Origin of the sequence: Pseudomonas endophytica (assembly GCF_001411475.1) — a bacterium.
Classification (GTDB): Bacteria; Pseudomonadota; Gammaproteobacteria; order Pseudomonadales; family Pseudomonadaceae; genus Aquipseudomonas; species Aquipseudomonas endophytica.
The window spans coordinates 45,888-70,216 of the sequence record NZ_LLWH01000035.1; the positions used below are offsets into that span (position 1 = coordinate 45,888).

Consider the following 24,329-nt stretch of genomic DNA (forward strand, 5'->3'; position numbering starts at 1 on the left):
CCGTTCAAAGGTTCAGGTCATCGCCATTGTTTGGTATGCAGCCAGCACCTTTAATTGACGCTCCACCCCCAACCCTCTAACCTTCGCGGCTTGTTTCAGGTGCTCTGCAACTTAAGGTTGGCCGAGTGAAACAGGGAAGCCGGTGAGGGCGTGTTGAATCCACGCAACCGCTTTGATCCCGGCGCTGCCCCCGCAACGGTAAATGAGTCAACATCACGCTCAAGGCCACTGTGTTTAACGCACGGGAAGGCGCGTGGTTAGGCGCTGTTTTGGTATTAAAAACGCCCCACTCATGAGCCCGGAGACCGGCCTGATCCATCCAGCACCCTCGCGGCGGGCGAAGGTGTGTCGATTTGTTATGAATTCCCCCGCCTCCCGTTTGCATTTTTTAGCCCCAACGGAGAGCTGCCATGAACCAATCCCCTGAACGCGACGAGCGCCACCTTGCGCGTATGCAACGCAAAAAAGCCATCATGGATGAGCGCATTGCCAGCGCTCCAAACGAGTGTGGTCTGCTGTTGGTGTTAACCGGCAACGGTAAAGGCAAGAGCAGTTCGGCTTTTGGTATGTTGGCCCGAGCAATGCGCCACGGCATGCAGTGTGGTGTGGTGCAGTTCATCAAGGGCCGTAATAGCACCGGCGAAGAGCTTTTTTTTCGTCGTTTCCCTGAACAAGTGCTCTATCACGTGATGGGCGAAGGCTTCACTTGGGAAACTCAAGACCGCCAGCGTGATATCGCGGCCGCCGAAGCGGCATGGGCAGTGTCGCGCGAGATGCTGCGTGACCCTGCCATTGGTTTGGTGGTCTTGGATGAATTGAACATTGCGCTTAAGCACGGCTACCTCGATTTAGAGCAAGTGCTGAGTGATCTGCAAGCCCGCCCGCCCATGCAGCATGTGCTGGTGACCGGCCGCGGCGCTAAACCTGAACTGATTGATTTGGCCGATACCGTGACTGAAATGGGTGTGGTCAAACATGCTTTCCAAGCCGGTATCAAAGCCCAGAAAGGCATCGAACTGTGAGTGTTGAAGCATGAGAGAGTCGCGTCATTGCCCGGCGGTACTGATCGCTGCGCCGGCTTCCGGTCAGGGCAAGACCACCGTCACCGCAGCCTTGGCCCGATTGCATCGCAATCAGGGGCGCAAAGTGCGGGTGTTCAAATGTGGCCCCGATTTTCTAGACCCCATGATCCTCGAGCGCGCCAGCGGTGGGCCGGTGTATCAAGTGGATTTGTGGATGGTTGGCGCTGACGAAAGTCGGCGCTTGCTATGGGAAGCCGCTGGCGAGTCTGACTTGATCCTGATTGAAGGTGTTATGGGGCTGTTCGACGGCACGCCGTCCAGCGCTGATTTGGCGCGCCATTTTGGTGTACCCGTGTTAGCGGTGATTGACGGCACGGCCATGGCCCAGACGTTTGGCGCTTTGGCCTTAGGATTAGCGCGTTATCAGCCAGACTTACCGTTTGCCGGGGTCTTGGCCAATCGGGTCGGCACAGTACGCCATGCACAACTGCTCGAAGGCAGCCTGACCGAGGGGCTACGCTGGTACGGCGCGTTATCTCGCGAAACCGGTATCGAGCTGCCAAGCCGCCATTTGGGTCTGGTGCAGGCCAGCGAGTTGAATGACTTAGATGCGCGTTTAGACGCCGCTGCCAATGCATTGGCTAGCACCTGTGAGGTCGCACTGCCACCGGCGGTCACGTTCGCGGCGCCCGAATCTGTCACCAGTGAACCGTTATTGGCCGGGGTGCGAATTGCCGTGGCGCGTGATGAAGCGTTCGCCTTTACTTATGGCGCGAGTCTGGCGCTGTTGCGTGATATGGGCGCGCAGTTGCTGTTTTTCTCACCGATTCGTGACGCGCACTTGCCTGAAGCGCACAGTCTGTATTTGCCAGGTGGCTACCCGGAGCTCCATCACCTTGAGCTGTCGCGCAATACCTCGATGCTCGATGCAATCCGTGCGCACCATCAGGCGGGTAAACCGCTGCTGGCTGAATGCGGCGGCATGCTCTATCTGCTTGATGCTTTGACCGATGTTGACGGTCAGCGTGAGGCATTGGTCGGTTTGCTCAAGGGTGAAGCCACAATGCAAAAACGCCTCGTGGCTTTGGCGTTGCAAGCCGTCGAGCTGCCTGAAGGGCTGCTGCGCGGCCACACCTATCATCACTCGCTGACCAACACCGAACTTAAGCCTATCGCCCGCGGCGTCAGCCCAAATGGCGGGCGCGGTGCAGAAGCGGTGTATCGCGAAGGGCGGCTGACAGCGTCCTATGTGCACTTTTACTTTCCGTCCAATCCCCAGGCCATTGCAGCGTTGTTCGCGCCGTGTGCTGTGAAGGTGCCATGAGCGACAACGCATTTAGCCCGCAAGAAAAAGCCGCCGTGTACCGCGCAATTGCTGAGCGCCGCGACATGCGGCATTTCAGCGGCGGGGCAGTGGCGCCTGAGGTATTGGCGCGTTTGTTGGAGGCCGCGCATCAAGCGCCCAGTGTGGGGCTGATGCAGCCGTGGCGGTTTATTCGCATCACTGATCGCGGTTTGCGCGGCAAGATCCAGCGTGTGGTCGAAGACGAACGCGTGCGCACTGCTGAGGCGTTGGGGGAGCGGTCTGATGAGTTCATGACGCTCAAGGTCGAAGGCATTAATGACTGCGCCGAAGTGCTAGTGGCGGCGTTGATGGACGACCGCGAAAAGCACATTTTTGGGCGTCGTACCTTGCCCGAAATGGATATGGCGTCATTGTCGTGTGCGATTCAAAACCTGTGGCTGGCGGCCCGGGTTGAAGGCTTGGGCATGGGCTGGGTGTCATTGTTTGAGCCACAAGCGTTGGCTGATCTGCTGAGCCTGCCTGCTGGCGCCAAGCCGCTGGCGGTGTTGTGCTTAGGGCCAGTTGAAGCGTTTTATCCGGCACCGATGTTGGTGCTGGAAGGGTGGGCGCAAGCGCGACCGCTGACTGAATTGCTGTACGAAAATTATTGGGGGGTAAAGCCATGAGTGTGGCGTTGTCGTGCGTTGGCGCAGTGGCGTTGGATGCGCTGCTCGGTGAGCCTAAACGCTGGCATCCGCTGGTTGCGTTTGGTCGTATGGCTGAGCGTATCGAACAGCGTTTTAATTCGGGCGGGCGTGGCTGGCGCAGCCACGGGGTGACGGCGTGGTTTTTGGCCGTCGTGCCGCTGACAATTCTGGCAACGGCCTTATCGTGGCTGCCATACATCGGTTGGCTAGTGGAGATTCTGGCGCTGTATTGCGCGTTGGGTATGCGCAGCTTAGGTGAGCATGTTCAGCCAGTGGCCCAAGCATTGCGTGCTAACGACTTGGATGAAGCGCGCACGCGGGTCGGTTATTTGGTCAGCCGCCAAACCAGCGAGCTGGACTCCACTGAAGTCGCACGTGCTGCTACGGAGTCGGTGCTGGAAAACGGCAGTGATGCAGTGTTCGCAGCGTTGTTTTGGTTTGTTGTCGCGGGTGCACCGGGGGTAGTGCTCTATCGCTTGAGCAATACGCTGGACGCGATGTGGGGCTATCGCAACGAACGCTTCGAGCGCTTTGGTTGGGCCGCCGCTCGAATCGACGATCTACTCAACTATATTCCCGCACGTTTGGTGGCATTGACCTACGCCGTGCTCGGCAAAACACGTCTAGCCATGAGCTGCTGGCGCAAACAGGCGCCACTTTGGGACAGCCCCAACGCAGGGCCGGTGATGGCGGCGGGCGCTGGAGCGCTGGGTGTTGAGTTGGGCGGTTCGGCGATTTATCACGGTGAGCTACACGAGCGCCCGCAGTTAGGTGAGGGCGCCCCCGCTGATGCCGACGCCATCGCTCGCGGTTGGCAATTGGTGCAGCGCGGTGTGTGGTTGTGGTTACTGATCTTGTGCGTGGGGAGTGAGTTCTTTGCTTGAACATGGCGGACGTTTGCGTCAGGCGGCTTTGCGCTATGGCATCGCTGAGTCTGACTGGCTGGATTTGTCCAGTGGCTTGGCGCCCTGGCCGTTTGCAATTGCTCCCATTGCTGAGCGCGCGTGGGCACGCTTGCCTGAAACCGATGACGGGTTGGAGCAGGCGGCGTGCGACTACTACGGCGCGCAGAACGTGCTACCGGTGCCGGGCTCGCAGTGTGCCATCCAGTTACTGCCGCGTTTGCGCCGCAATGGCAAGGTGGGCGTTCTTTCACCCTGTTACGCCGAGCATGCCGAGTCTTGGCGGCGTAGCGGGCACATCGTGCGTGAGGTGATGGAGCAGGAGGTCGATATATACCTCGACACGCTGGATGTGCTGGTGGTGGTCAATCCTAATAACCCTACGGGTTTAAGCCTGTCACCCGAGCGTTTGCTGGCGTGGCACGCACGGCTGACTCAGCGCGGTGGCTGGCTGGTGGTGGACGAAGCGTTTATGGACAATACCCCCGACTTGAGTTTGGCCGCTGACAGCGGGCGTACCGGGTTAATTGTGCTGCGTTCTTTTGGCAAGTTTTTTGGTTTGGCCGGGGTGCGATTGGGCTTTGTGCTGGCGGAACGCAAGCTGCTCAAGCTGCTGGCTGAGCAAGTTGGGCCGTGGGCGGTAAGCGGCCCGACGCGCATTGTCGGCCAAGCCTGCCTGCTTGATACCGCAGCCCAAGCGCAGCAACGCGAGCGCAGCGAGGTGGCCAGTACCCGATTACAGCACTTGCTTGGCCAGCATGATTTACAGCCCCAAGGTGGGTGCGCTTTATTCCAGTGGCTGATCACGCCACGGGCCGGGCGTCTTTACGAGTTTATGGCGCAGCGCGGGATTTTGTTGCGCCTGTTTATCGCTAACAGCAGCGTGCGGTTTGGTCTGCCTGCTGATGAAGCCGATTGGTTAAAGCTGGAGCAAGCCCTGCAAGCTTATACCCAGATGCTCGTTGAGGAGGGCCCATGAGTACTTTGATGGTGCAGGGCACCACCTCGGATGCTGGCAAAAGCACATTGGTTACGGCCTTATGCCGCTGGCTGGCCCGTGAAGGCGTACGTGTGGTGCCGTTCAAACCACAAAACATGGCGCTCAACAGCGCCGTGACCGCTGAAGGGGGTGAAATCGGCCGTGCGCAAGCGGTTCAAGCCCAAGCAGCTGGCCTGGCCCCGCACACCGATATGAACCCGGTGCTGCTAAAGCCCAACAGCGACACGGGTGCGCAGGTGATTATTCATGGCCGCGCAGTCACTAGCATGAATGCAGTGGCCTATCACGACTACAAAGCCATCGCGATGCAAGCGGTCCTGGCTTCGCATCAACGCTTGAGTGCCGAGTTCCCAGTGGTGATGGTCGAAGGCGCGGGGTCCCCGGCCGAGATCAACCTGCGTGCCGGAGACATTGCCAACATGGGCTTTGCCGAGGCGGTGGACTGCCCGGTGGTGCTGATTGCTGACATCAACCGCGGCGGGGTTTTTGCGCATCTGGTCGGCACGCTGGAGCTGTTGTCAGAGCCTGAACAGGCGCGGGTCAAAGGGTTCATCATCAACCGGTTTCGCGGCGATATTGCACTGTTGCAACCGGGGCTTGATTGGTTGGAGCAGCGCACGGGGAAACCGGTAATAGGTGTCTTGCCCTACGTGCTGGACCTTCACCTAGAAGCCGAAGACGGTATTGACCAGCGCCAAACCGACAAGGCTGAACAAGTGTTAAAGGTCGTAGTGCCGGTGCTACCGCGAATCAGCAACCATACCGACTTCGATCCGCTGCGCCTGCACCCGCAGGTGGATTTGCAGTTTGTCGGGCCGGGTCAGGCGATACCGTCCGCAGATTTGATCATCCTGCCGGGCTCAAAAAGTGTGCGCAGCGACTTGGCCTATTTGCGCGCCAATGGTTGGGAAACGGCAATAAATCGTCACTTACGTTATGGCGGCAAAGTATTGGGAGTTTGCGGGGGGTTGCAGATGCTCGGCGAGCAAGTGCATGACGCGTTGGGGTTGGAAGGCGCGGCGGGCTCCAGTGATGGATTGGGCTTGCTGGCATTCAGCACCGAACTGGCGGCCGAAAAGCAGTTACGTAACGTACGCGGTCATTTGCTGCTGGAAAACGCCGAGGTCAATGGTTACGAAATTCACGCAGGCGTCACCACGGGTGCAGCGCTTGAGCAACCCGCAGTGCGTTTAGAGGATGGTCGTTGTGACGGCGCGCACAGCGCTGACGGGCAGATTCTGGGTACTTATCTGCATGGGTTGTTCGAGTCGCCTGCCGCCTGTGGCGCTTTGCTGCGCTGGGCTGGTTTAGAAAACGTACAGCCTGTGGACTACCACGCCCTGCGCGAGCGCGACATCGAACGTCTAGCTGATCTGGTTGAGAAACATCTGGATACCGCCTACTTACGTGAACTGTGCAGGATCTGATCGGTAATCGTAAGAGCGAGCACACTCGCTCCAAGGAATACGCGGTCTTAGAGAGGTTTTTTGGCATGCAGCAATTGATTTTGGGTGGTGCCCGCTCGGGTAAGAGTCGCTTGGCCGAGAAGCTCGCTGCAGACGCTGGTTGCGCGGTCATCTATATCGCTACCAGCCAGCCGCTGGACGGTGAAATGAACGAGCGGGTTCGTCAGCATCGAGAGCGTCGCCCCGCGCATTGGGGGTTGATAGAGGAGCCGATTGAGTTGGCGCGAGTGCTGCGTGAAAACGCAGGCGCAGACACTTGTCTGTTGGTCGATTGCTTGACCCTATGGCTGACTAATCTGTTGATGCTTGACGCCCCACAGCGCTTGAGCGCAGAGCGAGATGCACTGCTGGAATGCCTAGCTGAACTGCCAGGGCAGATTATTTTTGTCAGCAACGAAACCGGAATGGGTGTCGTACCGCTGGGCGAATTGACTCGCCGTTACGTCGATGAAGCCGGTTGGTTGCATCAAGCTCTGGCCGAATGCTGTCAGCGAGTGGTGCTGACTGTAGCGGGCCTGCCCCTGACATTGAAAGGAACTGCTCTATGAACACCCCGTGGTGGCTAAGCCCCTGTAAAGCGGTTGATCGTGAGGTGCAAGCCGCGGCGGCCGAGCGCCAACAGCAGTTGACCAAACCTGCGGGTTCACTAGGGCAACTGGAAGCGTTGGCCGTGCAGTTGGCCGGTTTACAAGGACGCTTAAAACCCCGTGCGGACCAATTATGGATTGCGATGTTTGCTGGGGATCATGGCGTGGTGGCCGAAGGTGTGTCGGCTTATCCGCAAGCGGTAACAGGGCAGATGCTGGCTAACTTTGTCAGCGGCGGGGCGGCAATCAGCGTGTTGGCCCGTCAGTTGGGTGCGCATTTGGACATCGTTGACTTGGGCACCGTGACCCCAATGCTCGATTTGCCGGGGGTGCGGCATTTGCAGCTGGGCGCGGGCACCGCCAATTTCGCTTCTGGCCCTGCCATGTCAGACGCCCAAGGCTTGAAAGCCCTTGCTGCCGGACGTGACAGCGTGGCGCGTGCGCAACAGCACGGCAGTGAGCTATTTGTGGCTGGCGAGATGGGCATTGGCAATACGGCCTCCGCCAGTGCCGTGGCCAGTGCGTTTTTGCAGTGCCCCGCTTCTCATTTGACTGGGCCTGGCACCGGTCTGGATGCGGCCGGCGTGAGCCATAAGGCGCGGGTGATTGAGCACGCGCTGAGATTTCATGACGGCTACTTGGATGACCCGCTGCAAACGTTGTTTCGTTTGGGCGGGTTTGAAATTGCAGCGTTGGCTGGTGCCTATGTAGCGTGCGCCCAAGCAGGCATCGTCGCATTGGTCGACGGCTTTATTTGTACGGTTGCAGCCATGGTTGCTGTGCGTTTAAACCCTGAGTGTCGTGAGTGGCTATTGTTCGGCCATCGAGGTGCTGAGCAGGGCCATCGACGTGTGCTCGAAAGCCTGAACGCTCAGCCGCTGCTCGATCTGGGTTTGCGTTTGGGAGAGGGCAGTGGGGCTGCGCTGGCCGTGCCTTTAGTGCGCTTGGCGTGTGACTTGCACGGGCAGATGGCGACTTTCGCTGAAGCCTCTGTTGCGGATCGTCCGGCATGAGTCTCACCCTGGATCTACTGCGCCATGGCGAAACCGAGTTGGGTGGCGGGCTGCGCGGCAGCCTGGATGACGCGCTGACAGCGCTGGGCTGGGAGCAAATGCGCGCTGCTGTTGAGGGCCAAGGTCCGTGGAATCGAATTGTCAGTTCGCCTTTGCAGCGCTGTGCCTTGTTTGCCCAAACATTAGGCGAGCAACTCAAACTCCCTGTGACATTCGATAAAGACCTGCAAGAACTGCATTTTGGCGCGTGGGAAGGGCAGAGTGCTGCCGCGCTGATGGAAACCGACGAACAGGCGCTGGGTTTGTTTTGGGCTGATCCCTACGCGCTCACCCCACCGCAAGGCGAACCGGTGCTTGAGTTCTCGACGCGGGTGTTGGCAGCGGTTAGTCGTTTGCAGCACATCTACGCCGGTGAGCGGGTGTTGGTGGTGTGTCACGGGGGCGTGATGAAGCTTCTGTTGGCGCAAGCCCGAGGGCTACCGCGCGAACAGCTGTTGCAAATTCAAGTCCTCAATGGCGCGCTGTTCACGCTACACGTCGACGCATGCGGCGCATTGAGCGAGGGGCGCTGAGCATGTTGCCGTTGTGGATCGCCCTGCAATTTTTGAGCAGCTTGCCGATACGTTTGCCCGGTATGCCGCAGCCTCAAGAGCTGGGTCGTTCGCTGTTGTTTTATCCGCTGGTTGGGCTGTTGTTTGGCGTGCTCTTGTGGGGGCTAAGCAGTCTGCTGGCGGGCACACCCTTAATGTTGCATGCGGCGCTATTACTGACCGCCTGGGTGTTGCTCAGTGGCGGGTTGCATTTGGACGGTTTGGCAGACAGTGCGGACGCTTGGCTGGGCGGCTTTGGTGATCGCGAGCGGACCCTAAACATCATGAAAGACCCACGCAGTGGCCCGATAGCGGTGGTCACGCTGGTGTTGGTGTTATTACTCAAGTTTTGTGCAGTGTTGGCGCTAATCGAGCTTCAGCAGACGGCGGTTTTATTGGTCGTCCCTTTGATCGGTCGCAGTGCGTTACTCGCGATATTCCTGACCACACCTTACGTGCGGGCAGGGGGTTTGGGGCAGGCATTGGCTGATCATTTGCCACGGCAGGCGGGCTGGTGGGTGCTAGGGCTGAGCGCTTTAACCTGTTGGCTTTTGGCATCCAGCGCAGGGGTTTGGGCCTTAGCACTAGCGGCGGTAGGGTTCGTGTGGCTGCGCCGGTTGATGATGCGTCGCTTGGGTGGCACCACAGGAGACACAGCCGGCGCGCTGCTGGAATTGCTTGAAGTCTTGGTTTTGGTAGGTGTGGCGATAAGCCTTACCTCATAAGCGCGAGCTTCACTATCAATGGAGCGAACCTGAATTCGCGCCTGTTAGTCGTGCATTTTTAAATCTTGATTCTCCTTTATTGCGGGTATATACAGATAAAATGTTACCAACTTTGTGTTTGTGCACTAACTTGCGGCGCGCCTCGCGGGGCATCAGCCGACATTACGACGGAGCCCTTGATGGCTTCGGAATTAACGTCGCTCAGTTTTCGTTAATGAGCAATCTCAAGCGACTTGATCACCCGAGCATTTCCAGCCTGGCCGAGGCCATGGGGCTGGATCGCAGTACGCTTGGGCGAAACTTACGCGTGCTTCAAAGTGCGGGGCTGGTGACGCTGTCTGAAGGTCAAGACCAACGTAATCGTTTGGTGTGTCTGACCGAAGAGGGCGAAAAACGCTTGGTTGCAGCTGGCCCCGCTTGGGAGGCCGCGCAACAGCGTTTGGTCGAACGCCTAGGGGAAGACCGGCGCGCGCAGCTAGTGCAGTTACTGGATGAGCTGGCGGGTGTCGATTAGCACCCGTTATTACGAATAAGAACGGGCATGTACCCGCATCAGGAGAATAATAATGACAACGGTGTGGCGAACCAGTGGCTGGGTGCTGCTTGGCTGTGCATTGATATTGGCGCTGTCCTTAGGCGTCAGGCATGGGTTTGGGCTTTTTTTGCCGCCAATGAGTGCGCAGTTTGGTTGGGGTCGTGAGGTCTTTGCCTTCGCTATCGCGTTGCAGAACCTGATTTGGGGGCTGGCACAACCGTTTACTGGCGCGTTGGCGGATCGCTTTGGCGCAGCCAAGGTCGTCGTCATCGGTGGTGTGCTGTATGCCTTGGGCCTGGTGCTGATGGGAATGTCGGATTCATTACTGACGTTATCGCTCAGTGCTGGTTTGTTGATTGGTATCGGCCTGTCTGGCACCTCGTTTTCGGTCATCTTAGGGGTGGTCGGCCGTGCCTTGCCGCCAGAAAAACGCAGCATGGGCATGGGGATCGCCAGTGCGGCGGGTTCGTTTGGCCAGTTTGCAATGTTGCCTGGCACATTGGGGCTGATCGGCTGGCTCGGTTGGTCGTCTGCCTTGTTGGTATTGGGGCTGTTGGTGGCGTTGATCGTGCCGCTGGTGAGTATGCTCAAAGATCGGCCGATGCCGACTCTAGGCAGCGAGCAAACGCTCAAAGAGGCGCTGCGTGAGGCCTGTACGCACTCGGGTTTCTGGCTGCTGGCGTTTGGTTTTTTTGTGTGCGGATTTCAGGTGGTGTTCATCGGTATTCACTTACCGGCCTACTTGGTCGATCAACATTTACCCGCGACTGTGGGCACAACCGTGTTGGCGCTGATTGGGCTATTTAATATTTTCGGCACCTACACCGCGGGGTGGTTGGGCGGGCGTATGTCTAAACCACGCTTATTGACGGGCTTGTACCTGGCGCGGGCGGTAGTGATTGTTTTATTTTTGTGGGCCCCAGTGACGCAGTTCAGCGCTTACCTGTTTGGCATGGCGATGGGCTTTTTGTGGCTCTCGACTGTGCCGCTGACCAACGGAACCGTTGCAACAATGTTTGGCGTACGTAATTTGTCGATGCTGGGCGGAATTGTCTTCTTGTTCCATCAAATGGGAGCGTTCTTGGGCGGCTGGCTGGGCGGCGTGGTCTATGATCAAACCGGCAGTTACGAGCTGATCTGGCAGGGTTCAATTGTGCTCAGCTTAATGGCGGCCGCTCTGAACTGGCCGGTACGTGAGCGTCCCGTGGCACGTTTGCAAGCACAAGGGGGCATGGCGTGAACTCAACATGGCTTTGGCTGGGTGCCGTCGGTGCGGGCTTTTTACTGCTAGCCCTGTGTTGGTGGGGCTGGCATCAGGGCGGGTTGGCTTTGCTAGAGTTAGGCATGGGCGCTTGCTAGTGCCTTGCCGGGGCGAGTAAGTTCTGTGCCTGCCTCTCATTAAAGGACACTGATAATGCTTAAGCGCTGGATTGCGATGCCTGTTCTGCTGTTAGCGTGTGCGGGTTCTGTCTGGGCGGCTGATTGTCCGTCTTTGCTTGAAGGCTCGTTGCCTAAGTTACGAGCCAAAGAGTCGATTGATTTGTGTCAGCAGTTTGCTGGCAAGCCTTTATTGATTGTTAATACGGCGAGCTTTTGTGGTTTCGCTCCACAGTTCAAAGGGCTTGAGGCGTTGAATCAACGCTTTAAAGGCCAAGGGCTGGAAGTGATTGGCGTGCCCTCGAATGATTTCAAGCAAGAGTCTAAAGATGGCGAAGAGACTGCCAATGTCTGCTACGTCAATTACGGCGTGACGTTCACCATGACGGAGCCGCAAAAGGTTCATGGTAATGATGCAACGCATCTGTTTAAGGTATTGGCAGAGCAAAGCAACTCGCCTAAGTGGAACTTCTACAAATACGTCGTGGACCGCAAAGGTCAGGTGGTCGCCAGTTTCTCGAGTTTGACCAAGCCGGACAGTCCAGAGTTGATTGAAGCTATAGAAAAAGCCATAGCTTCAAAGCCTTAATTCCTACATAGAAAAAAGTCCCGCCTCGTGATGAGAGCGGGACTTTTTTAGTTCAGCTGGCGAGAAATTCAGACTCGCAAAGGCTTAGAACTTGTACGTTGCACCGACTGCAAAACCGTTGGCGCTGTTTTCATACTTGGCGCTGTAACGGTTGATGCCTTTTGCGTCGTTAACTTTGACCGACTCTTCCTTCAGGTAGGAGTAAGCCACGTCAATCACCAGGTTCTCGTTGACGGCATAACCGGCACCCAGGCTGAAGATTGTCCGGTCACCGGTTGGGATACGTGGTGAACGGTTAGTGTTGTTGGTAGGCGACTGATCCCAAGTCAGACCGGTACGCAGCACCCATTGCTTGTTGAGCTGATACGACGTACCGAGGGCGTAAGCCCACGTGTCATGCCAGTTCTGATCTTCTTTGATGGTGGTGAACGCTTGAGCACCGCCCGCGCCAGCATTGCCTGCGGTCACGCCTTTGTTTTCAACGGTGATGTCTTTCAGGCGGCTCCAGCGAGTCCACGTGCTACCGGCGTAGACTTTCCACGCATCAGAAAGGTCTTGCGTGACAGACAAGTCCCAAGACTCTGGGGTGTCGATTGACAACGATGCGTCATAGCGATTGCTTTGCAGCAGTTGGGCTGGAGTACCAGCGCCCGCTTCAATTTCAGTATGACCCTTGAGCTTGTAGGTCACTTTGGAATGGTAGGTCAGACCAACGCGGGTGGTATCAGTGGCTTGCACCAAAATACCGGCGTTCCAGCCTAACGCTGTGTCGTCACCCTTGATCTTGACGTGTGCTTCAGGCGTGCCTGGAACGAGGGCAAGATCAGACTCCAACTTGCCGGAGATGCGGTTGATGGTTGGGCCAAAACCAATCGAAACGCGATCATTGAAGGCATAGCTCACGGTGGGTTGCAGCGTGATGACTTTAACGTCACTGGTGCTACCGAATGCACGGCCTTGGAAGCTGTTTTCATACTCGGTGGCGAGGCCAAAAGGTGCGTAAACACCGAAGCCGATAGCCCACTGATCATCCAGTTTGTTGGTGTAGAAGCCCATTGGCACGCCAGTGAACGGCACCATATCGCCTTTGTTGGTGCCATTGACGTTACCGCTGGCGTTTTTGATGTCGGTAGAGGCATCAATAACGGCGATACCGCCTGTGACTTGTTGTCCGCTTAGGCGGGACATACCGGCAGGGTTACCGAATACAGTACTGGCATCATCAGCTGAAGATGAACGACCCGCGAAACCGGTCCCCATACCGCTAACGCTTTGTTCGTTGAGGGCAAAGCCGCTTGCGAAAATCTGGCTGGAAGCCAAAGTGACGGCGAGGCTAAGTGTGGTCTTGAGCATTACTTTTTTCATTATTAGAACTCCTTTTGATCACCGGACGAAAACTACCAACATTTTTGTGAGAGCGCTATAGGCTAAATCGCAGAAGATAGCGATGTTTTGTAGGACAATCCGACCAGTTTTGGATCATTTGCATTTTTATGGATGGCTAAAAATCTCTAGCCACTTGGTTGAGCGGTGTAACAAAGCTGTGCCAAGCATCCGTGAAATCTCGCAAACGTCCTTGTGGCTCAAATACTTGGCGCCAAAGTCTGGCCATGCCGGGTATGTCATCAGCATGGGGAATGGGGGTTTTTTGCTCCTCAATGAGCAACCAGGCGATAGCGGTGGCGTAACGTAAATTAACCGTGAGTTCCAGATGCGGGTTGCCAAGAAATGCATGCTGACTCGCCAGTCCACGAATCTGGCTTGCCAGGTCTGGGTTATGGGCCAAGTAGTGATCCCACAAAGCCCAATGGCGAGGTTCGCGAATACAGTAAAGACCATGACCGCGCCGATTGTGCAGTTCAGAGCCTAAACGGGACTGGCTGGCAGCGATCCCCAGCAGCAACACTTCTGCATCCGGGTTGTTTTGCCCCAAGTACAGAAGCGTTGGCCGAATGACATAAAGGCTCAACTCTCTGGCTGCGATTCCCATATCGTCCTCGACGCCTGAAAATGGCCGGCGACACCCGAGCGCTTGGCAGCGGTGAGTCGTGTGGGGGCGCCAGAAGCGGAGTAGACCGCCTGAGTTGAAGTGTAGTGTCATATCTTTGTTGTAATACTCTGTTTTTAAATCATTTGTAGCTTCAAGCTGGAAGCGATATATCCGCAAGTGCTTAAGCAATGCTGGATATTTCTTAAATATCAGGCAACAAAAAGCCCTGCTATTGAGGCAGGGCTTTGTGTGTAAGCGCTTACTAAATCTTAAGCAATAAGTGCCTGACGAGTACGCTCGATCACAGCTTGCAGAGGTTCTGCGCTGGAATATTGATCGGGGTACAGGCGTTCGCTGTGACGAGCTATGCCGTGTTCGTTAACTAATGTGAAGCTAAAGCAGCCTTTGCGAGCAGCCATAATCAGGCAGTTCATTGGAGCAAAAGCGTTAGTTAGGGTGCGAATAGCATCCTGAGTTTGGATTTGAGTATTCATAGTTATTAGGTGTTCCTACAAAAGACACAGATATGATCTGTGCTGCGTTAAAACGTTCCAGTAACGTCGTGCCATCTTTGGCTGGACGAAGAACCTGTCTGGAACAAAGCCGCCAGTTGATGCGCATAAAATATGTGGCGCTTGGGCTGGCAGGTAGGTACTTAGGAGGGCAGGCAATCACAACAAGAGCTAAGGTTCCGTGCTCTGGGTGAAGATCCTGATCAATTTGCAGGTTGGTTCGGTCAGAGTAAAAACATCTCGATACCCTTTGTTTGTTCAAAGGCCGTATCGGCGTAAGATTTACCTGGAAACCATCGAGGGGGTCGATCCCGTGATCAGCTTGGCTACTTTTTGAGAGCTTGCTGCGAGGATTTGTTCGGCCCGAATTGACTTTCAGCTTGGTACTAACGCTGCGGATACTAGCGCCTTGAAAATTTAAATGCAAGTGTGCTAGCGAAAATACTTATTGACGGCGGCGGTAACGTATTGTGCAAAAACCTTCAATGAATCGCTGCAAGCTCAGGTCGTAGTCGCTGGTATTAGCCTATTTTTAACAACATTCCAGCCGTGTTCAGACGTGTCACTGGCGAAGTTAATTACATCGGGCTGGTTCGATTGCAGTGGGTTGTCCTACATTTTTTGCCCCTTAACAGCTTGGTCTTTTTCCTAAGACGCGAACTTTTGCACATCTGCAACATCACTATCACAATTGCTTCTAAGCTCGATGCTGATCGTTGTCTAGCCTGTTCCGTAAATTTAAGTCAATGAAAAACATCGTTTTTTTTAATTGGTGAAAAAATCGACAGTTTGACTCTAGCCCCCGTAGAGTGGGGGTTTGCGGGGGGTAAAAGGAGGTTGTCCACTGACTTATCCACAGGATCTGTGGATTGTCCCGTGCGCTTGCTCTAGATCGCGGGTATAGACTTTTTTCGGCTTTACCTAAACGAAAAAAGGAGTAGAGTGGCGCGCCTTCTGTTCTGCCCTACAGTGTTTTATGAAGTTTCGCACAGCTACTTCCTCTGTTGCTCGCTCCAACACACCGCCTAAGCGTTTTTCTTTACGGATTGCGGTCTGGTTGCTGGACAACCCTCACCTTGGCGCTAAGCCCAGCATCAAGCAGGTGGCCGGTCACTTGCTCAAACAGCCTGCGCGCCAAGGTGTAGTGCTCGCTCAAAGCCGCCTAGGGCAATTGATGTGCCGCGATTGCGGCAGCTCCCGGGACCAACGAATCGGCCAAGAACTGTTGCGTCAGGCTGCCCGTGCAGGCGATCGCGTTGCACAACAAGAATTGAGCAAAATCGAAGACTGAGCTGTCTTCGGCTCCTAAGCTTAGTTAACCTTGCCCTTTACCTCGTGCGGAGTGGTTATGGCCTTGGACCTGAGCAGCATTTTGCTGGGCTTGGCATTGGCAGGTGTGCCGTTGTTGGCGTTTATCTGGCAAGTGCAGCGGCGTGCCAGCGGGCATCAAGCCGAGTTAAATCTGCTCGAAGAGCGTCTGAATATGGCCCAGTTCGCCCAAGAGGGCCTGAGTGCACAATTGGATGCCAGCCGTGATGAAGTCAGTGACTTAGGGCAGGCTAACACTGCCAAACAGGCCGAGTTGGCAGCGTTTCGTCGTGAGGTTGAGCTGCTGCAACTGGAGCGCGATAACGCCCGCGACGCCTCCCATGCCTGGAGCATGGAGCGTGCGCAAAAAGAAGCCGAACTGCGCCGTCTAGATGCCCAGACGGCCGCACTAAATGCTGAGTTACGCGAGCAGCAAGAAAGCCATCAGCAACGCATGAACGACCTCCAAGGTTCGCGGGATGAGCTGCGGGCGCAGTTTTCGGAGTTGGCCGGTAAGATTTTCGATGAGCGTGAGCAGCGTTTCGCGCAGACAAGTAATGAGCGTTTAGGGCAATTGCTTGACCCGCTGAAAGAGCGGATTCAATCCTTTGAAAAGCGTGTAGAAGAAAGTTATCAGCAGGAAGCGCGTGAGCGATTCTCGTTGGGTAAAGAGTTGGAGCGTCTACAGCAGCTAAACCTGCGCTTGAGCGACGAGGCAACCAACCTGACCCGCGCGCTAAAAGGGCAGAAAACCCAAGGTAACTGGGGCGAGCTTATTCTGGAGCGAGTGCTTGAACATGCAGGGCTCGAAAAAGGCCGTGAGTATCAAACCCAAGTCAGCCTTAAAGGGCCTGATGGCGAGCGCTTTCAACCAGACGTGTTGATCTTGCTACCAGGTGACAAGCAAGTGGTGGTCGACTCTAAGGTCAGCCTGACGGCGTACCAGCAGTTCGTCGCGGCAGATGATGAGGTGATCGGGCAAGCCGCGCTCAAGCAACATGTACTGTCGTTGCGCAATCACGTGAAGGGCTTGGCGGGTAAAGACTATAAACGCCTTGAGGGCCTGCACAGCCTAGATTTCGTGCTGCTGTTTGTGCCGATTGAGGCGGCGTTTTCAGCCGCCTTACAAGCGGAGCCCAACCTGTTTCAAGAAGCCTTTGATCGCAACATCGTGATCGTTAGCCCAACCACGTTGCTCGCCACGCTGCGAGTGATTGATAGCTTATGGAAGCAAGAGCGTCAAAGCCAAAACGCACGGGAAATCGCCGAGCGGGCAGGCTGGCTGTACGACAAATTTGTATTGTTTATTCAAGACTTGGATGAAGTTGGCAATCGTCTTCAGCAATTGGACAAAGCCTACTCCGCAGCGCGAAATAAACTTACAGATGGCCGGGGCAACCTTGTCAGTCGCAGCGAGCAGCTTAAATTGCTGGGTGCGCGCGCGAGTAAAAGCTTACCCCCCGAATTGCTCGAGCGCGCCATGACCGACATTGACGGTGTGGCGCATCCGACGGAGTAAGGCCAGTTCACCTGCGCTGCTCCTACAGCTCATTGTTGTGATTATTTGTGTGTCGTCATCTGGATGCGCCGATGCTGGCGCGCATTTGCTTGAGAACACAGTTGCTACAACGGTACATGTCGACTCAATAGCGCTCTCAGTACCGCAGGCTTGACCGGCTTTGTTAGGTATTCGAGCCCTGCGGCGTGTACCTGCGCAATCATTTCCTGGCGCCCATCAGCACTGATTACCACGCCCGGAACAGGCTCGCCTAGTTGTGAACGTAGCCAGCCCATTAGGTCGGTGCCTGTTTCACCGTTGTCTAGGTGGTAGTCGACCAGTACCAGTTGCGGACGTATACCGTCGTTAAGCAAGGCTGCACATTCATCGCGGTTTCTGGCGGTCCATACGCGGCAACCCCAACGCGTGAGCAAGCTGTGCATGCCGATCAAGATGCTGTCTTCATTATCAATACACAGCACTTGCGCGCCGCTGACTGGCTGGTTGGGTTGTTCGGCTAACGTTGCGACTGGCGCTGTCTGCGCTTTAGCCAGCGGTACGCTGACGCTGAACACGCTACCTTTGCCCGGCCATGAGCGAACTTGAAGTTGATGGCCCAAGACTCGACACAGACCATCGGCAATGGCCAAGCCTAAGCCCAAGCCTTTTTCGGCGCGGGTCTGATGGCTGTCCAGGCGTTTGAACTCTTCAAAAATGACCTGCAGCTTGTCTTGTGCGATGCCGGGGCCGCGATCCCAGACTTCTAGGCATAAATGATCGCCACGGCGGCGAACGCCCAGCAATATTGGGCCTTTGGCGTAACGGAAGGCATTGGTCAGGAAGTTTTGCAAAATACGTCGCAACAATTTGATGTCGCTGCTGACCCGCAAGCGACTCCCGCGAACGCGGAACTTGAGATCTTGCTCCTGCGCTTGAGCGGTAAATTCATTGCCGAGGGTGGTGAATAAGTCATTGATCGCGAATGGCTTAATGTCGGGTGTGAATTTCCCGTTTTCAAGGCGGGAAATATCCAGCAAGTCGCTGATTAAGTCCTCAGCCGAGCGCAGTGAACTGTCCAGATGCTGCACCAGTTTTTGTGCTTCCGGGCTCAAGTCTTTTTGGTGTGAAAGGGCGGCCGAAAACAGTCGAGCTGCGTTCATGGGCTGCATCAGGTCATGGCTGACAGCGGCCAGAAAGCGGGTTTTCGATTGATTGGCAGTCTCGGCGATGCCTTTGGCTTCCGTCAGCGCCTGATTGAGTTGCGACAGTTCGCGGGTTCGTTCGGCAACCCGTTGTTCCAAGCCTTCGTTAGCCTCTGTGAGTGCCTGTTCGGCCTCACGAAAGGCCGTAATGTCGGTGAAACTCATGACGAAGCCGCCGCCTGGCATAGGATTGCCGATCAGTTCGATGACTCGGCCATTGGGAAACAGGCGTTCAGAGGTATGAGCCCGACCTTGGCGCATCCAATGCAGGCGCCGTGCCACATGTACTTCAGCCTCACCGGGGCCACACAAACCGCGTTCGGCGTTGTGCCGAATAATGTCAGCAATCGGGCGGCCGACGCTGATGAGCCCTTCTGGGTAGTTGAACAGCTCTAAGTAGCGCCGATTCCAGGCGACCAGCCTCAGTGACTGATCGACCACGCTGATACCTTGAGTAATGTTTTCAATAGCGCCTTGAAGTAGAGCACGATTGAATTGCAGTACTTCTGACGCTTCATCCGCAATACGGACAACGTCTTCGAGCTGCATTTCCCGGCCTTCGATGGCGGCTTTAACTACAGCTCGGGTTGAGGAAGCGCCGAGAACACCGGCGAGCAAGCGCTCGGTATGTGCGATCCATTCGCCATCCGCATTCTGATTAGGGTTAAAGCCCTTGCCTTGTCGATAGGCGAAGCGGATAAAACTCTGATGGGCGCGTTCTTCGCCAACAAAGCGGGCAGCCAGCGTCAGCAAATCGTTAATTTGTACCGAGAGCATTGAGCGACTACTCGGGTGGCTACTGATTTCTTGGCCGATAAAGCGTCCAGCTTGCCAGTGCTCCGACACCCGTGTGCGCGACAGCACCGAGACCCAAGCAAAAATGATGAAGTTGCCTGCCAGTGACAGCACCACACCTTGTGTCAGCGGGGTGATTGGCAGGCTCAAAGGGTTGCTGTGCAGCCACGCCAGCCCCGGGAAATGGCTCAAGTGCCAGCCCATGCTATGAGCGATCAACGGCAGCACTAAGGTGTAGAACCAGACAAATGTGCCGGTCGCCAAACCGGCGAAAACACCACGGCGATTGGCTTGTTTCCAGTACAACGCTCCGAGCATGGCGGGGGCGAGTTGCGTCACCGCGGCGAAGGAAATTTGTCCGATGGTCGCAAGACTGGCGGTAGACCCCAGTAGGCGATAGCTGACATAGGCCAGCAGCAGAATCACCACAATTGAAATACGGCGCACCGACAGCATCCAGTAGCGGAATACTTCGAAGGGGCGCTCGGCGTTTTTATGCCGCAACAGCCACGGCAGCAACATGTCGTTGGAGACCATGGTCGACAGTGCCACACTGGCCACAATCACCATGCCCGTCGCAGCCGAAGCGCCGCCAATAAATGCCAGTACTGCCAAAGCCGGATGCGCCTGTGCCAGTGGCAAACTGATTACAAACGAGTCTGGTAACACCGAACTTGGCAACATCATTTGCCCGGCCAATGCGATCGGTACTACAAACAACGCGGCCAGGATCAAATACGCCGGGAATACCCATCTGGCCAAGCGCAGGTCTTGCGGCTCGATGTTTTCAACTACCGTGACATGGAACTGTCGCGGCAAGCAGATAATGGCCATCATGGCGACACCGGTTTGCACCACCATTGACGGCCAGTTGATGGTTTCTTTCCAGTACTCTTCAAGCCGTGGCGCTAGCATGGCTTGGCTGAATAAGTCGTCGAAGCCGTCATACAGGCCGTAGGTAACAAACGCGCCGACTGCAAGAAAAGCGAATAACTTAACCAGCGACTCAAATGCAATGGCTAGTACCATGCCCCTATGGTGCTCGGTGGAGTCCAGGTTGCGGGTGCCAAACACAATGGTGAACAGCGCCAGAACCAATGAAACCAGCAGTGCAGTGTCTTGGGCGCGGGTGCCCGTCGCGTCGGCCCCAGCTCCAATCAATAAGTTAACGCCCAGTACGATGCCTTTAAGTTGCAGGGCGATGTAAGGCAGTACGCCGACTAGGCAGATCAACGCCACAACAATCGCCAAAGACTGGGACTTGCCATAGCGCGCGGCAATAAAGTCGGCAATCGAGGTGATGTTCTCCTGCTTGCTGATCATCACCATTTTTTGCAACACCCAGGGGGCGCAGACCATCAGCAGCACCGGGCCCAAGTAAATCGGTAAGAACGCCCAGAGTTGCTCGGCGGCCTGGCCCACGGCACCGAAGAATGTCCAGCTCGTGCAGTACACCGCCAGCGACAAACTGTAGACCCACGCCCGTACTCGCGGCGGCAGCGGTTTGCTGCGTCGATCACCATAAAAGGCAATGGCGAACATGATGGCCATATAGGCCAAGGCGACGGCCGCGATCAGCCCGCTGGACAACGACATGATGACTCCTGAACGAAAAGACCCGGGCGATCCTGCTCGGCAGCCTAGTCTCGCACGATGTTCAAAGCGCGTCAGTGTCGACCATGGTCTGAGCGCAGTCTGGCTTGTGCTCGGTGCATTGCCTGGCCCGTCAGCCCGCGCAAGGCTTGAAGATTAAGCGTTAATCTTTGTATTTGTTAAACCGATAACAGATAGAGAAATTACCCGTTATATAGATATTCGATTCAGTTCTACTCTTGCTGCACCTCGTACGAGGAACAGGAGGAGTCCATGAATTGCACCACGACTGCCAAAACCAGTTTTCGACCATTAAGCCAATTGCAGCACCCGCGTGAAATGATCCGCCAATTCACCCCGAACTGGTTCGCCGTCACGATGGGCACAGGGGTTCTGGCGCTAGCGCTGGCCCAGTTGCCGGGAAAAATCCCCGGCGTACAGGCTGTTGCACAAGCGTTGTGGTTGTTCAATATCGGCCTATTTGTGTTGTTCAGCGTGCTCTACGGCGCGCGCTGGGTGTTGTATTACCACGAGGCGCGGCGGATTTTTGGACACTCCACCGTGTCGATGTTTTTCGGCACCATCCCGATGGGGCTCGCGACCATCATTAACGGCTTCTTATTGTTCGGCGTTGCGCGTTGGGGCACTGAGATGGTGCACGTTGCGTACTTGCTATGGTGGCTGGATGTGGCCATGTCGCTTGCATTCGGGGTCATGATTCCCTACATGATGTTCACCCGCCAAGCGCACAGCATTGATCAGATGACGGCTGTTTGGCTGTTGCCTGTGGTGGCTGCAGAAGTCGCGGCGGCCAGTGGCGGTTTGCTTGCACCGCATCTGGTTGATCCAGTTATGCAGTTCCACGTGCTGATCACCAGCTATGTGCTGTGGGCGTTTTCTGTCCCGGTGGCATTCAGTATTTTGACCATTTTGATGCTGCGCATGGCGCTGCATAAGTTGCCCCACGAAAACATGGCGGCCTCAAGTTGGCTGGCTTTAGGGCCGATTGGCACTGGCGCGTTGGGGATGTTGCTGCTGGGGGCTGACTCGCCAAGTATTTTTGCCGCGAATGGTTTTGCCCGTATCGGCGAAATTGCTGAGGGCTTGGGGTTGATCTCGGGTATCGCACTGTGGGGCTTTGGCCTGTGGTGGATGCTGATGGCGGTGCTGATTACGACACGCTATTTGCGCGAGGGCATTCCGTTCAACCTGGGTTGGTGGGGGTTTACCTTTCCGTTGGGTGTTTACGCGCTGGCGACCTTGCGCCTAGGGCATGTGCTGCAACTGAGCTTTTTCGATGTGGTAGGGAGTCTGTTGGTTCTGATGCTGATTTTGATGTGGTGTATTGTCGGATCGCGCACCCTTAAAGGTGCCTGGCGCGGTGAGCTGTTTGTATCGCCGTGCATCGCCGAGCTTAAAAAGTAGTTCATGGACTCAGGTTCTGTACGAAAACGCCTAATGTGTCTTTTTTCGTGACAGAACCTGAGTAAGGTTGTGCCTTGAGTGTTAAAACCACACTCCAATGAAAAAGCCTTCGGCGCAACTTGAGTACATGGATGATGAGCCACCCTTCGCAGTTCAGTTTGCTAGGTAAGCGTCGCTTCCTGCCGTTCTTTGTGACCCAGTCGTTGGGCGCGCTCAACGACAACCTGTTTAAACAGTCATTGATTCTCGCGATTCTTTATAAATTGAGCATCGAAGGTGACCGCGGGATCTGGGTCAATCTGTGTGCACTACTCTTTATTGTGCCGTTCTTTTTGTTCTCAGCACTGGCCGGCCAATTTGGCGAAAAATACCCCAAAGACCAACTGATACGTCTGATCAAGCTGGGCGAAATCGCGATCATGCTCGTCGGCGCTATCGGTTTTGCTTCTAATCATTTGGTGTTGATGCTGGTTGCTCTGTTTGCGATGGGCACCCATTCGGCGTTGTTTGGGCCGGTCAAGTACTCAATTCTGCCGCAGACCCTGCACGAAGATGAGTTAGTGGGTGGCAATGGTCTGGTTGAAATGGGTACTTTTTTGTCGATTCTGGCGGGGACTATCGGCGCTGGGATCATGCTCTCTTCGCCGCATTACACGGTGATTGTGCCGGGGGTGATTGTCGCAGTTGCCGTGCTCGGGTATCTGGCCAGTCGGGCCATCCCGCGGGTAGCTGCCGATACGCCGCTCCTGCGCCTTAATTGGAACATCTTCAGCGAAACGTGGGCCACGCTGCGCTTGGGTTTGAACCAAACACCAGCGGTGTCGCGCTCTGTGGTTGGTAACTCGTGGTTCTGGTTTGTCGGGGCTATCTATCTCACGCAAATACCGGCTTACGCCAAAGAGTGGTTATACGGCGATGAAACCGTTGTCACGCTGATCCTCACCGTGTTTTCGGTGGGCATTGCGGTTGGGTCGATGCTCTGCGAAAAGCTGTCCGGTCGCAAAGTCGAAATCGGCCTGGTGCCGTTTGGTTCTTTCGGCCTGACGGTGTTCGGGCTGCTGTTGTGGTGGCATTCGGGGCAAATGCCGCCAAGCGTCCAGGTCCACGATTGGCTCGGCGTGCTGGGTTTCAGCCAAGCATGGTGGGTGCTGTTGGACATTCTTGGGTTGGGCGTATTCGGTGGTTTTTATATCGTGCCGCTGTATGCATTGATTCAGGCGCGCACGGCTGAAAACGAACGAGCACGAGTGATCGCGGCCAATAACATCCTCAATGCGCTGTTTATGGTGGTGTCGGCCGTCGTCACTATCCTGCTGCTGAGTGTGGCCAAGCTGACGATTCCTGAGCTTTTCCTAGTGGTTTCACTGCTGAACATCGCCGTTAACACCTACATCTTCAAGATCGTTCCTGAGTTCAGCATGCGTTTCATGATTTGGCTGCTCAGCCATTCCATGTACCGGGTCGAGCACAAGAATTTGCACGCTATCCCGGATGAAGGCGCAGCTTTATTGGTGTGCAATCACGTGTCATTCGTTGATGCGCTGCTAATCGGTGGCGCGGTGCGTCGTCCGATTCGTTTTGTGATGTATTACAAAATCTACAATTTACCGGTACTCAACTTTATCTTTCGTACCGCTGGCACTATTCCGATTGCGGGGCGGGCTGAGGATGAAGCAATTTATGAGCGAGCGTTCAAAAAGATCGCTCAGTATCTAAATGACGGCGAGTTGGTGTGCATTTTTCCGGAGGGCATGTTGACCCGCGATGGTCAGATCAATGAATTCAAGGGCGGGGTGAAGCGGATTTTAGACGAGACGCCGGTGCCCGTTGTGCCGATGGCCTTGCAAGGCTTGTGGGGTAGTTTCTTCAGCCGTGACCCGAATAAAGGTTTTTTCCGACGCCTGTGGTCGCGTGTCACCCTGGTGGCCGGTGCGCCAATACCTGCTGACGAAGCCACGCAAAAGCTACTGCGTGAGCGGGTCAGTGAGTTGCGCGGTGATGTAGCGTGACTTGAGGACGGTATAGGCGCGATCTGTCAGATGATCAAAAGATCGCGAGACACACTCGCTACAGTCCATCGTTGTGATTTGTTCACCTGTGTTGCTGCGGCCATAACCGGCGCTGCTTCTGCTTTTGGTAGGAGCTGCCGCAGGCTGCGATCTTTTGATCGTTAAAAACAAAGATCGCAGCCTGCGGCAGCTCCTACAG

22 protein-coding genes and 1 riboswitch are annotated in these 24,329 nt (G+C 55.7%); of the genes, 18 read left to right on the forward strand and 4 right to left on the reverse strand.

The window, feature by feature from the left end; translation table 11 throughout:
- The first annotated feature begins 80 nt into the window (after positions 1-80).
- A riboswitch (cobalamin riboswitch) is annotated at positions 81-328 on the forward strand.
- Between the two features lie 82 nt (positions 329-410).
- From cobO to AQS70_RS04160, 14 genes are all read left to right on the forward strand, one after another.
- Positions 411-1,022: a cob(I)yrinic acid a,c-diamide adenosyltransferase gene (cobO, locus tag AQS70_RS04100; protein ID WP_055101650.1), complete on the forward strand. Its 612-nt coding sequence runs from the start codon at positions 411-413 to the stop codon at positions 1,020-1,022.
- A gap of 10 nt (positions 1,023-1,032) precedes the next feature.
- The gene (locus AQS70_RS04105) at positions 1,033-2,346 is read left to right on the forward strand and encodes a cobyrinic acid a,c-diamide synthase CobB (RefSeq protein WP_055101651.1); all 1,314 of its coding nucleotides are present in this window, start codon (positions 1,033-1,035) and stop codon (positions 2,344-2,346) included.
- Positions 2,343-2,993: a 5,6-dimethylbenzimidazole synthase gene (gene bluB / locus AQS70_RS04110; protein WP_055101652.1), complete on the forward strand. Its 651-nt coding sequence runs from the start codon at positions 2,343-2,345 to the stop codon at positions 2,991-2,993. Before AQS70_RS04105 ends, bluB begins: the two co-directional genes overlap by 4 nt.
- On the forward strand, positions 2,990-3,898 hold the full coding sequence (gene cbiB, locus AQS70_RS04115) for an adenosylcobinamide-phosphate synthase CbiB (protein ID WP_055101653.1): 909 nt from the start codon (positions 2,990-2,992) through the stop codon (positions 3,896-3,898). Before bluB ends, cbiB begins: the two co-directional genes overlap by 4 nt.
- Positions 3,891-4,895 (forward strand): threonine-phosphate decarboxylase CobD, encoded by a 1,005-nt coding sequence (gene cobD / locus AQS70_RS04120; RefSeq protein WP_055101654.1) that lies wholly within the window; start codon positions 3,891-3,893, stop codon positions 4,893-4,895. The genes cbiB and cobD overlap by 8 nt, the downstream gene beginning before the upstream one ends.
- The gene (locus AQS70_RS04125) at positions 4,892-6,343 is read left to right on the forward strand and encodes a cobyric acid synthase (protein ID WP_055101655.1); all 1,452 of its coding nucleotides are present in this window, start codon (positions 4,892-4,894) and stop codon (positions 6,341-6,343) included. Before cobD ends, AQS70_RS04125 begins: the two co-directional genes overlap by 4 nt.
- Positions 6,344-6,408: 65 nt before the next feature.
- Positions 6,409-6,930 carry a bifunctional adenosylcobinamide kinase/adenosylcobinamide-phosphate guanylyltransferase gene (cobU, locus tag AQS70_RS04130; protein ID WP_055101656.1) on the forward strand — a complete coding sequence of 174 codons (522 nt, stop codon included), beginning with the start codon at positions 6,409-6,411 and terminating at the stop codon, positions 6,928-6,930.
- Positions 6,927-7,982 carry a nicotinate-nucleotide--dimethylbenzimidazole phosphoribosyltransferase gene (gene cobT / locus AQS70_RS04135; protein WP_055101657.1) on the forward strand — a complete coding sequence of 352 codons (1,056 nt, stop codon included), beginning with the start codon at positions 6,927-6,929 and terminating at the stop codon, positions 7,980-7,982. Before cobU ends, cobT begins: the two co-directional genes overlap by 4 nt.
- The gene (cobC, locus tag AQS70_RS04140; protein WP_055101658.1) at positions 7,979-8,554 is read left to right on the forward strand and encodes an alpha-ribazole phosphatase family protein; all 576 of its coding nucleotides are present in this window, start codon (positions 7,979-7,981) and stop codon (positions 8,552-8,554) included. Before cobT ends, cobC begins: the two co-directional genes overlap by 4 nt.
- A gap of 2 nt (positions 8,555-8,556) precedes the next feature.
- Positions 8,557-9,297, forward strand: coding sequence for an adenosylcobinamide-GDP ribazoletransferase (locus tag AQS70_RS04145; protein WP_055101659.1), 741 nt, complete (start codon positions 8,557-8,559; stop codon positions 9,295-9,297).
- 100 nt (positions 9,298-9,397) lie between these two features.
- Complete coding sequence (locus AQS70_RS04150) at positions 9,398-9,811, forward strand: MarR family winged helix-turn-helix transcriptional regulator (RefSeq protein ID WP_055101660.1); 414 nt, start codon at positions 9,398-9,400, stop codon at positions 9,809-9,811.
- Between the two features lie 52 nt (positions 9,812-9,863).
- A complete protein-coding gene (locus tag AQS70_RS04155; RefSeq protein WP_055101661.1) occupies positions 9,864-11,072 on the forward strand; it encodes an MFS transporter in 1,209 nt (402 codons plus the stop codon).
- The gene (locus AQS70_RS24165; RefSeq protein ID WP_277620574.1) at positions 11,069-11,191 is read left to right on the forward strand and encodes a hypothetical protein; all 123 of its coding nucleotides are present in this window, start codon (positions 11,069-11,071) and stop codon (positions 11,189-11,191) included. Before AQS70_RS04155 ends, AQS70_RS24165 begins: the two co-directional genes overlap by 4 nt.
- A gap of 55 nt (positions 11,192-11,246) precedes the next feature.
- Positions 11,247-11,798 carry a glutathione peroxidase gene (locus AQS70_RS04160; protein WP_055101662.1) on the forward strand — a complete coding sequence of 184 codons (552 nt, stop codon included), beginning with the start codon at positions 11,247-11,249 and terminating at the stop codon, positions 11,796-11,798.
- A gap of 84 nt (positions 11,799-11,882) precedes the next feature.
- On the opposite strand, the gene AQS70_RS04165 is transcribed toward AQS70_RS04160, so the two are convergent.
- The 3 genes from AQS70_RS04165 to AQS70_RS04175 form a co-directional block, all read right to left on the reverse strand.
- Positions 11,883-13,163, reverse strand: coding sequence for an OmpP1/FadL family transporter (locus AQS70_RS04165; protein ID WP_055101663.1), 1,281 nt, complete (start codon positions 13,161-13,163; stop codon positions 11,883-11,885).
- 136 nt (positions 13,164-13,299) lie between these two features.
- On the reverse strand, positions 13,300-13,788 hold the full coding sequence (locus tag AQS70_RS04170; protein WP_055101664.1) for a hypothetical protein: 489 nt from the start codon (positions 13,786-13,788) through the stop codon (positions 13,300-13,302).
- A gap of 269 nt (positions 13,789-14,057) precedes the next feature.
- The gene (locus AQS70_RS04175; RefSeq protein ID WP_055101665.1) at positions 14,058-14,282 is read right to left on the reverse strand and encodes a hypothetical protein; all 225 of its coding nucleotides are present in this window, start codon (positions 14,280-14,282) and stop codon (positions 14,058-14,060) included.
- Between the two features lie 994 nt (positions 14,283-15,276).
- Between AQS70_RS04175 and AQS70_RS04180 the strand changes: the two genes are divergently transcribed.
- A complete protein-coding gene (locus tag AQS70_RS04180; protein ID WP_055101666.1) occupies positions 15,277-15,591 on the forward strand; it encodes an SEL1-like repeat protein in 315 nt (104 codons plus the stop codon).
- A 171-nt stretch (positions 15,592-15,762) separates the two neighbouring features.
- Positions 15,763-17,127, forward strand: coding sequence for a DNA recombination protein RmuC (locus AQS70_RS04185; RefSeq protein WP_187331774.1), 1,365 nt, complete (start codon positions 15,763-15,765; stop codon positions 17,125-17,127).
- Positions 17,128-17,231: 104 nt separating this feature from the next.
- Here the strand turns inward: AQS70_RS04185 and AQS70_RS04190 are convergent, their stop codons facing one another.
- Positions 17,232-20,699 carry a PAS domain-containing hybrid sensor histidine kinase/response regulator gene (locus AQS70_RS04190; protein WP_055101668.1) on the reverse strand — a complete coding sequence of 1,156 codons (3,468 nt, stop codon included), beginning with the start codon at positions 20,697-20,699 and terminating at the stop codon, positions 17,232-17,234.
- Between the two features lie 270 nt (positions 20,700-20,969).
- On the opposite strand from AQS70_RS04190, the gene AQS70_RS04195 reads away from it, so the two are divergent.
- Positions 20,970-22,121 (forward strand): TDT family transporter, encoded by a 1,152-nt coding sequence (locus AQS70_RS04195; RefSeq protein ID WP_055101669.1) that lies wholly within the window; start codon positions 20,970-20,972, stop codon positions 22,119-22,121.
- A gap of 134 nt (positions 22,122-22,255) precedes the next feature.
- A complete protein-coding gene (locus AQS70_RS04200) occupies positions 22,256-24,130 on the forward strand; it encodes an MFS transporter (RefSeq protein ID WP_055101671.1) in 1,875 nt (624 codons plus the stop codon).
- Positions 24,131-24,329 lie beyond the last annotated feature (199 nt).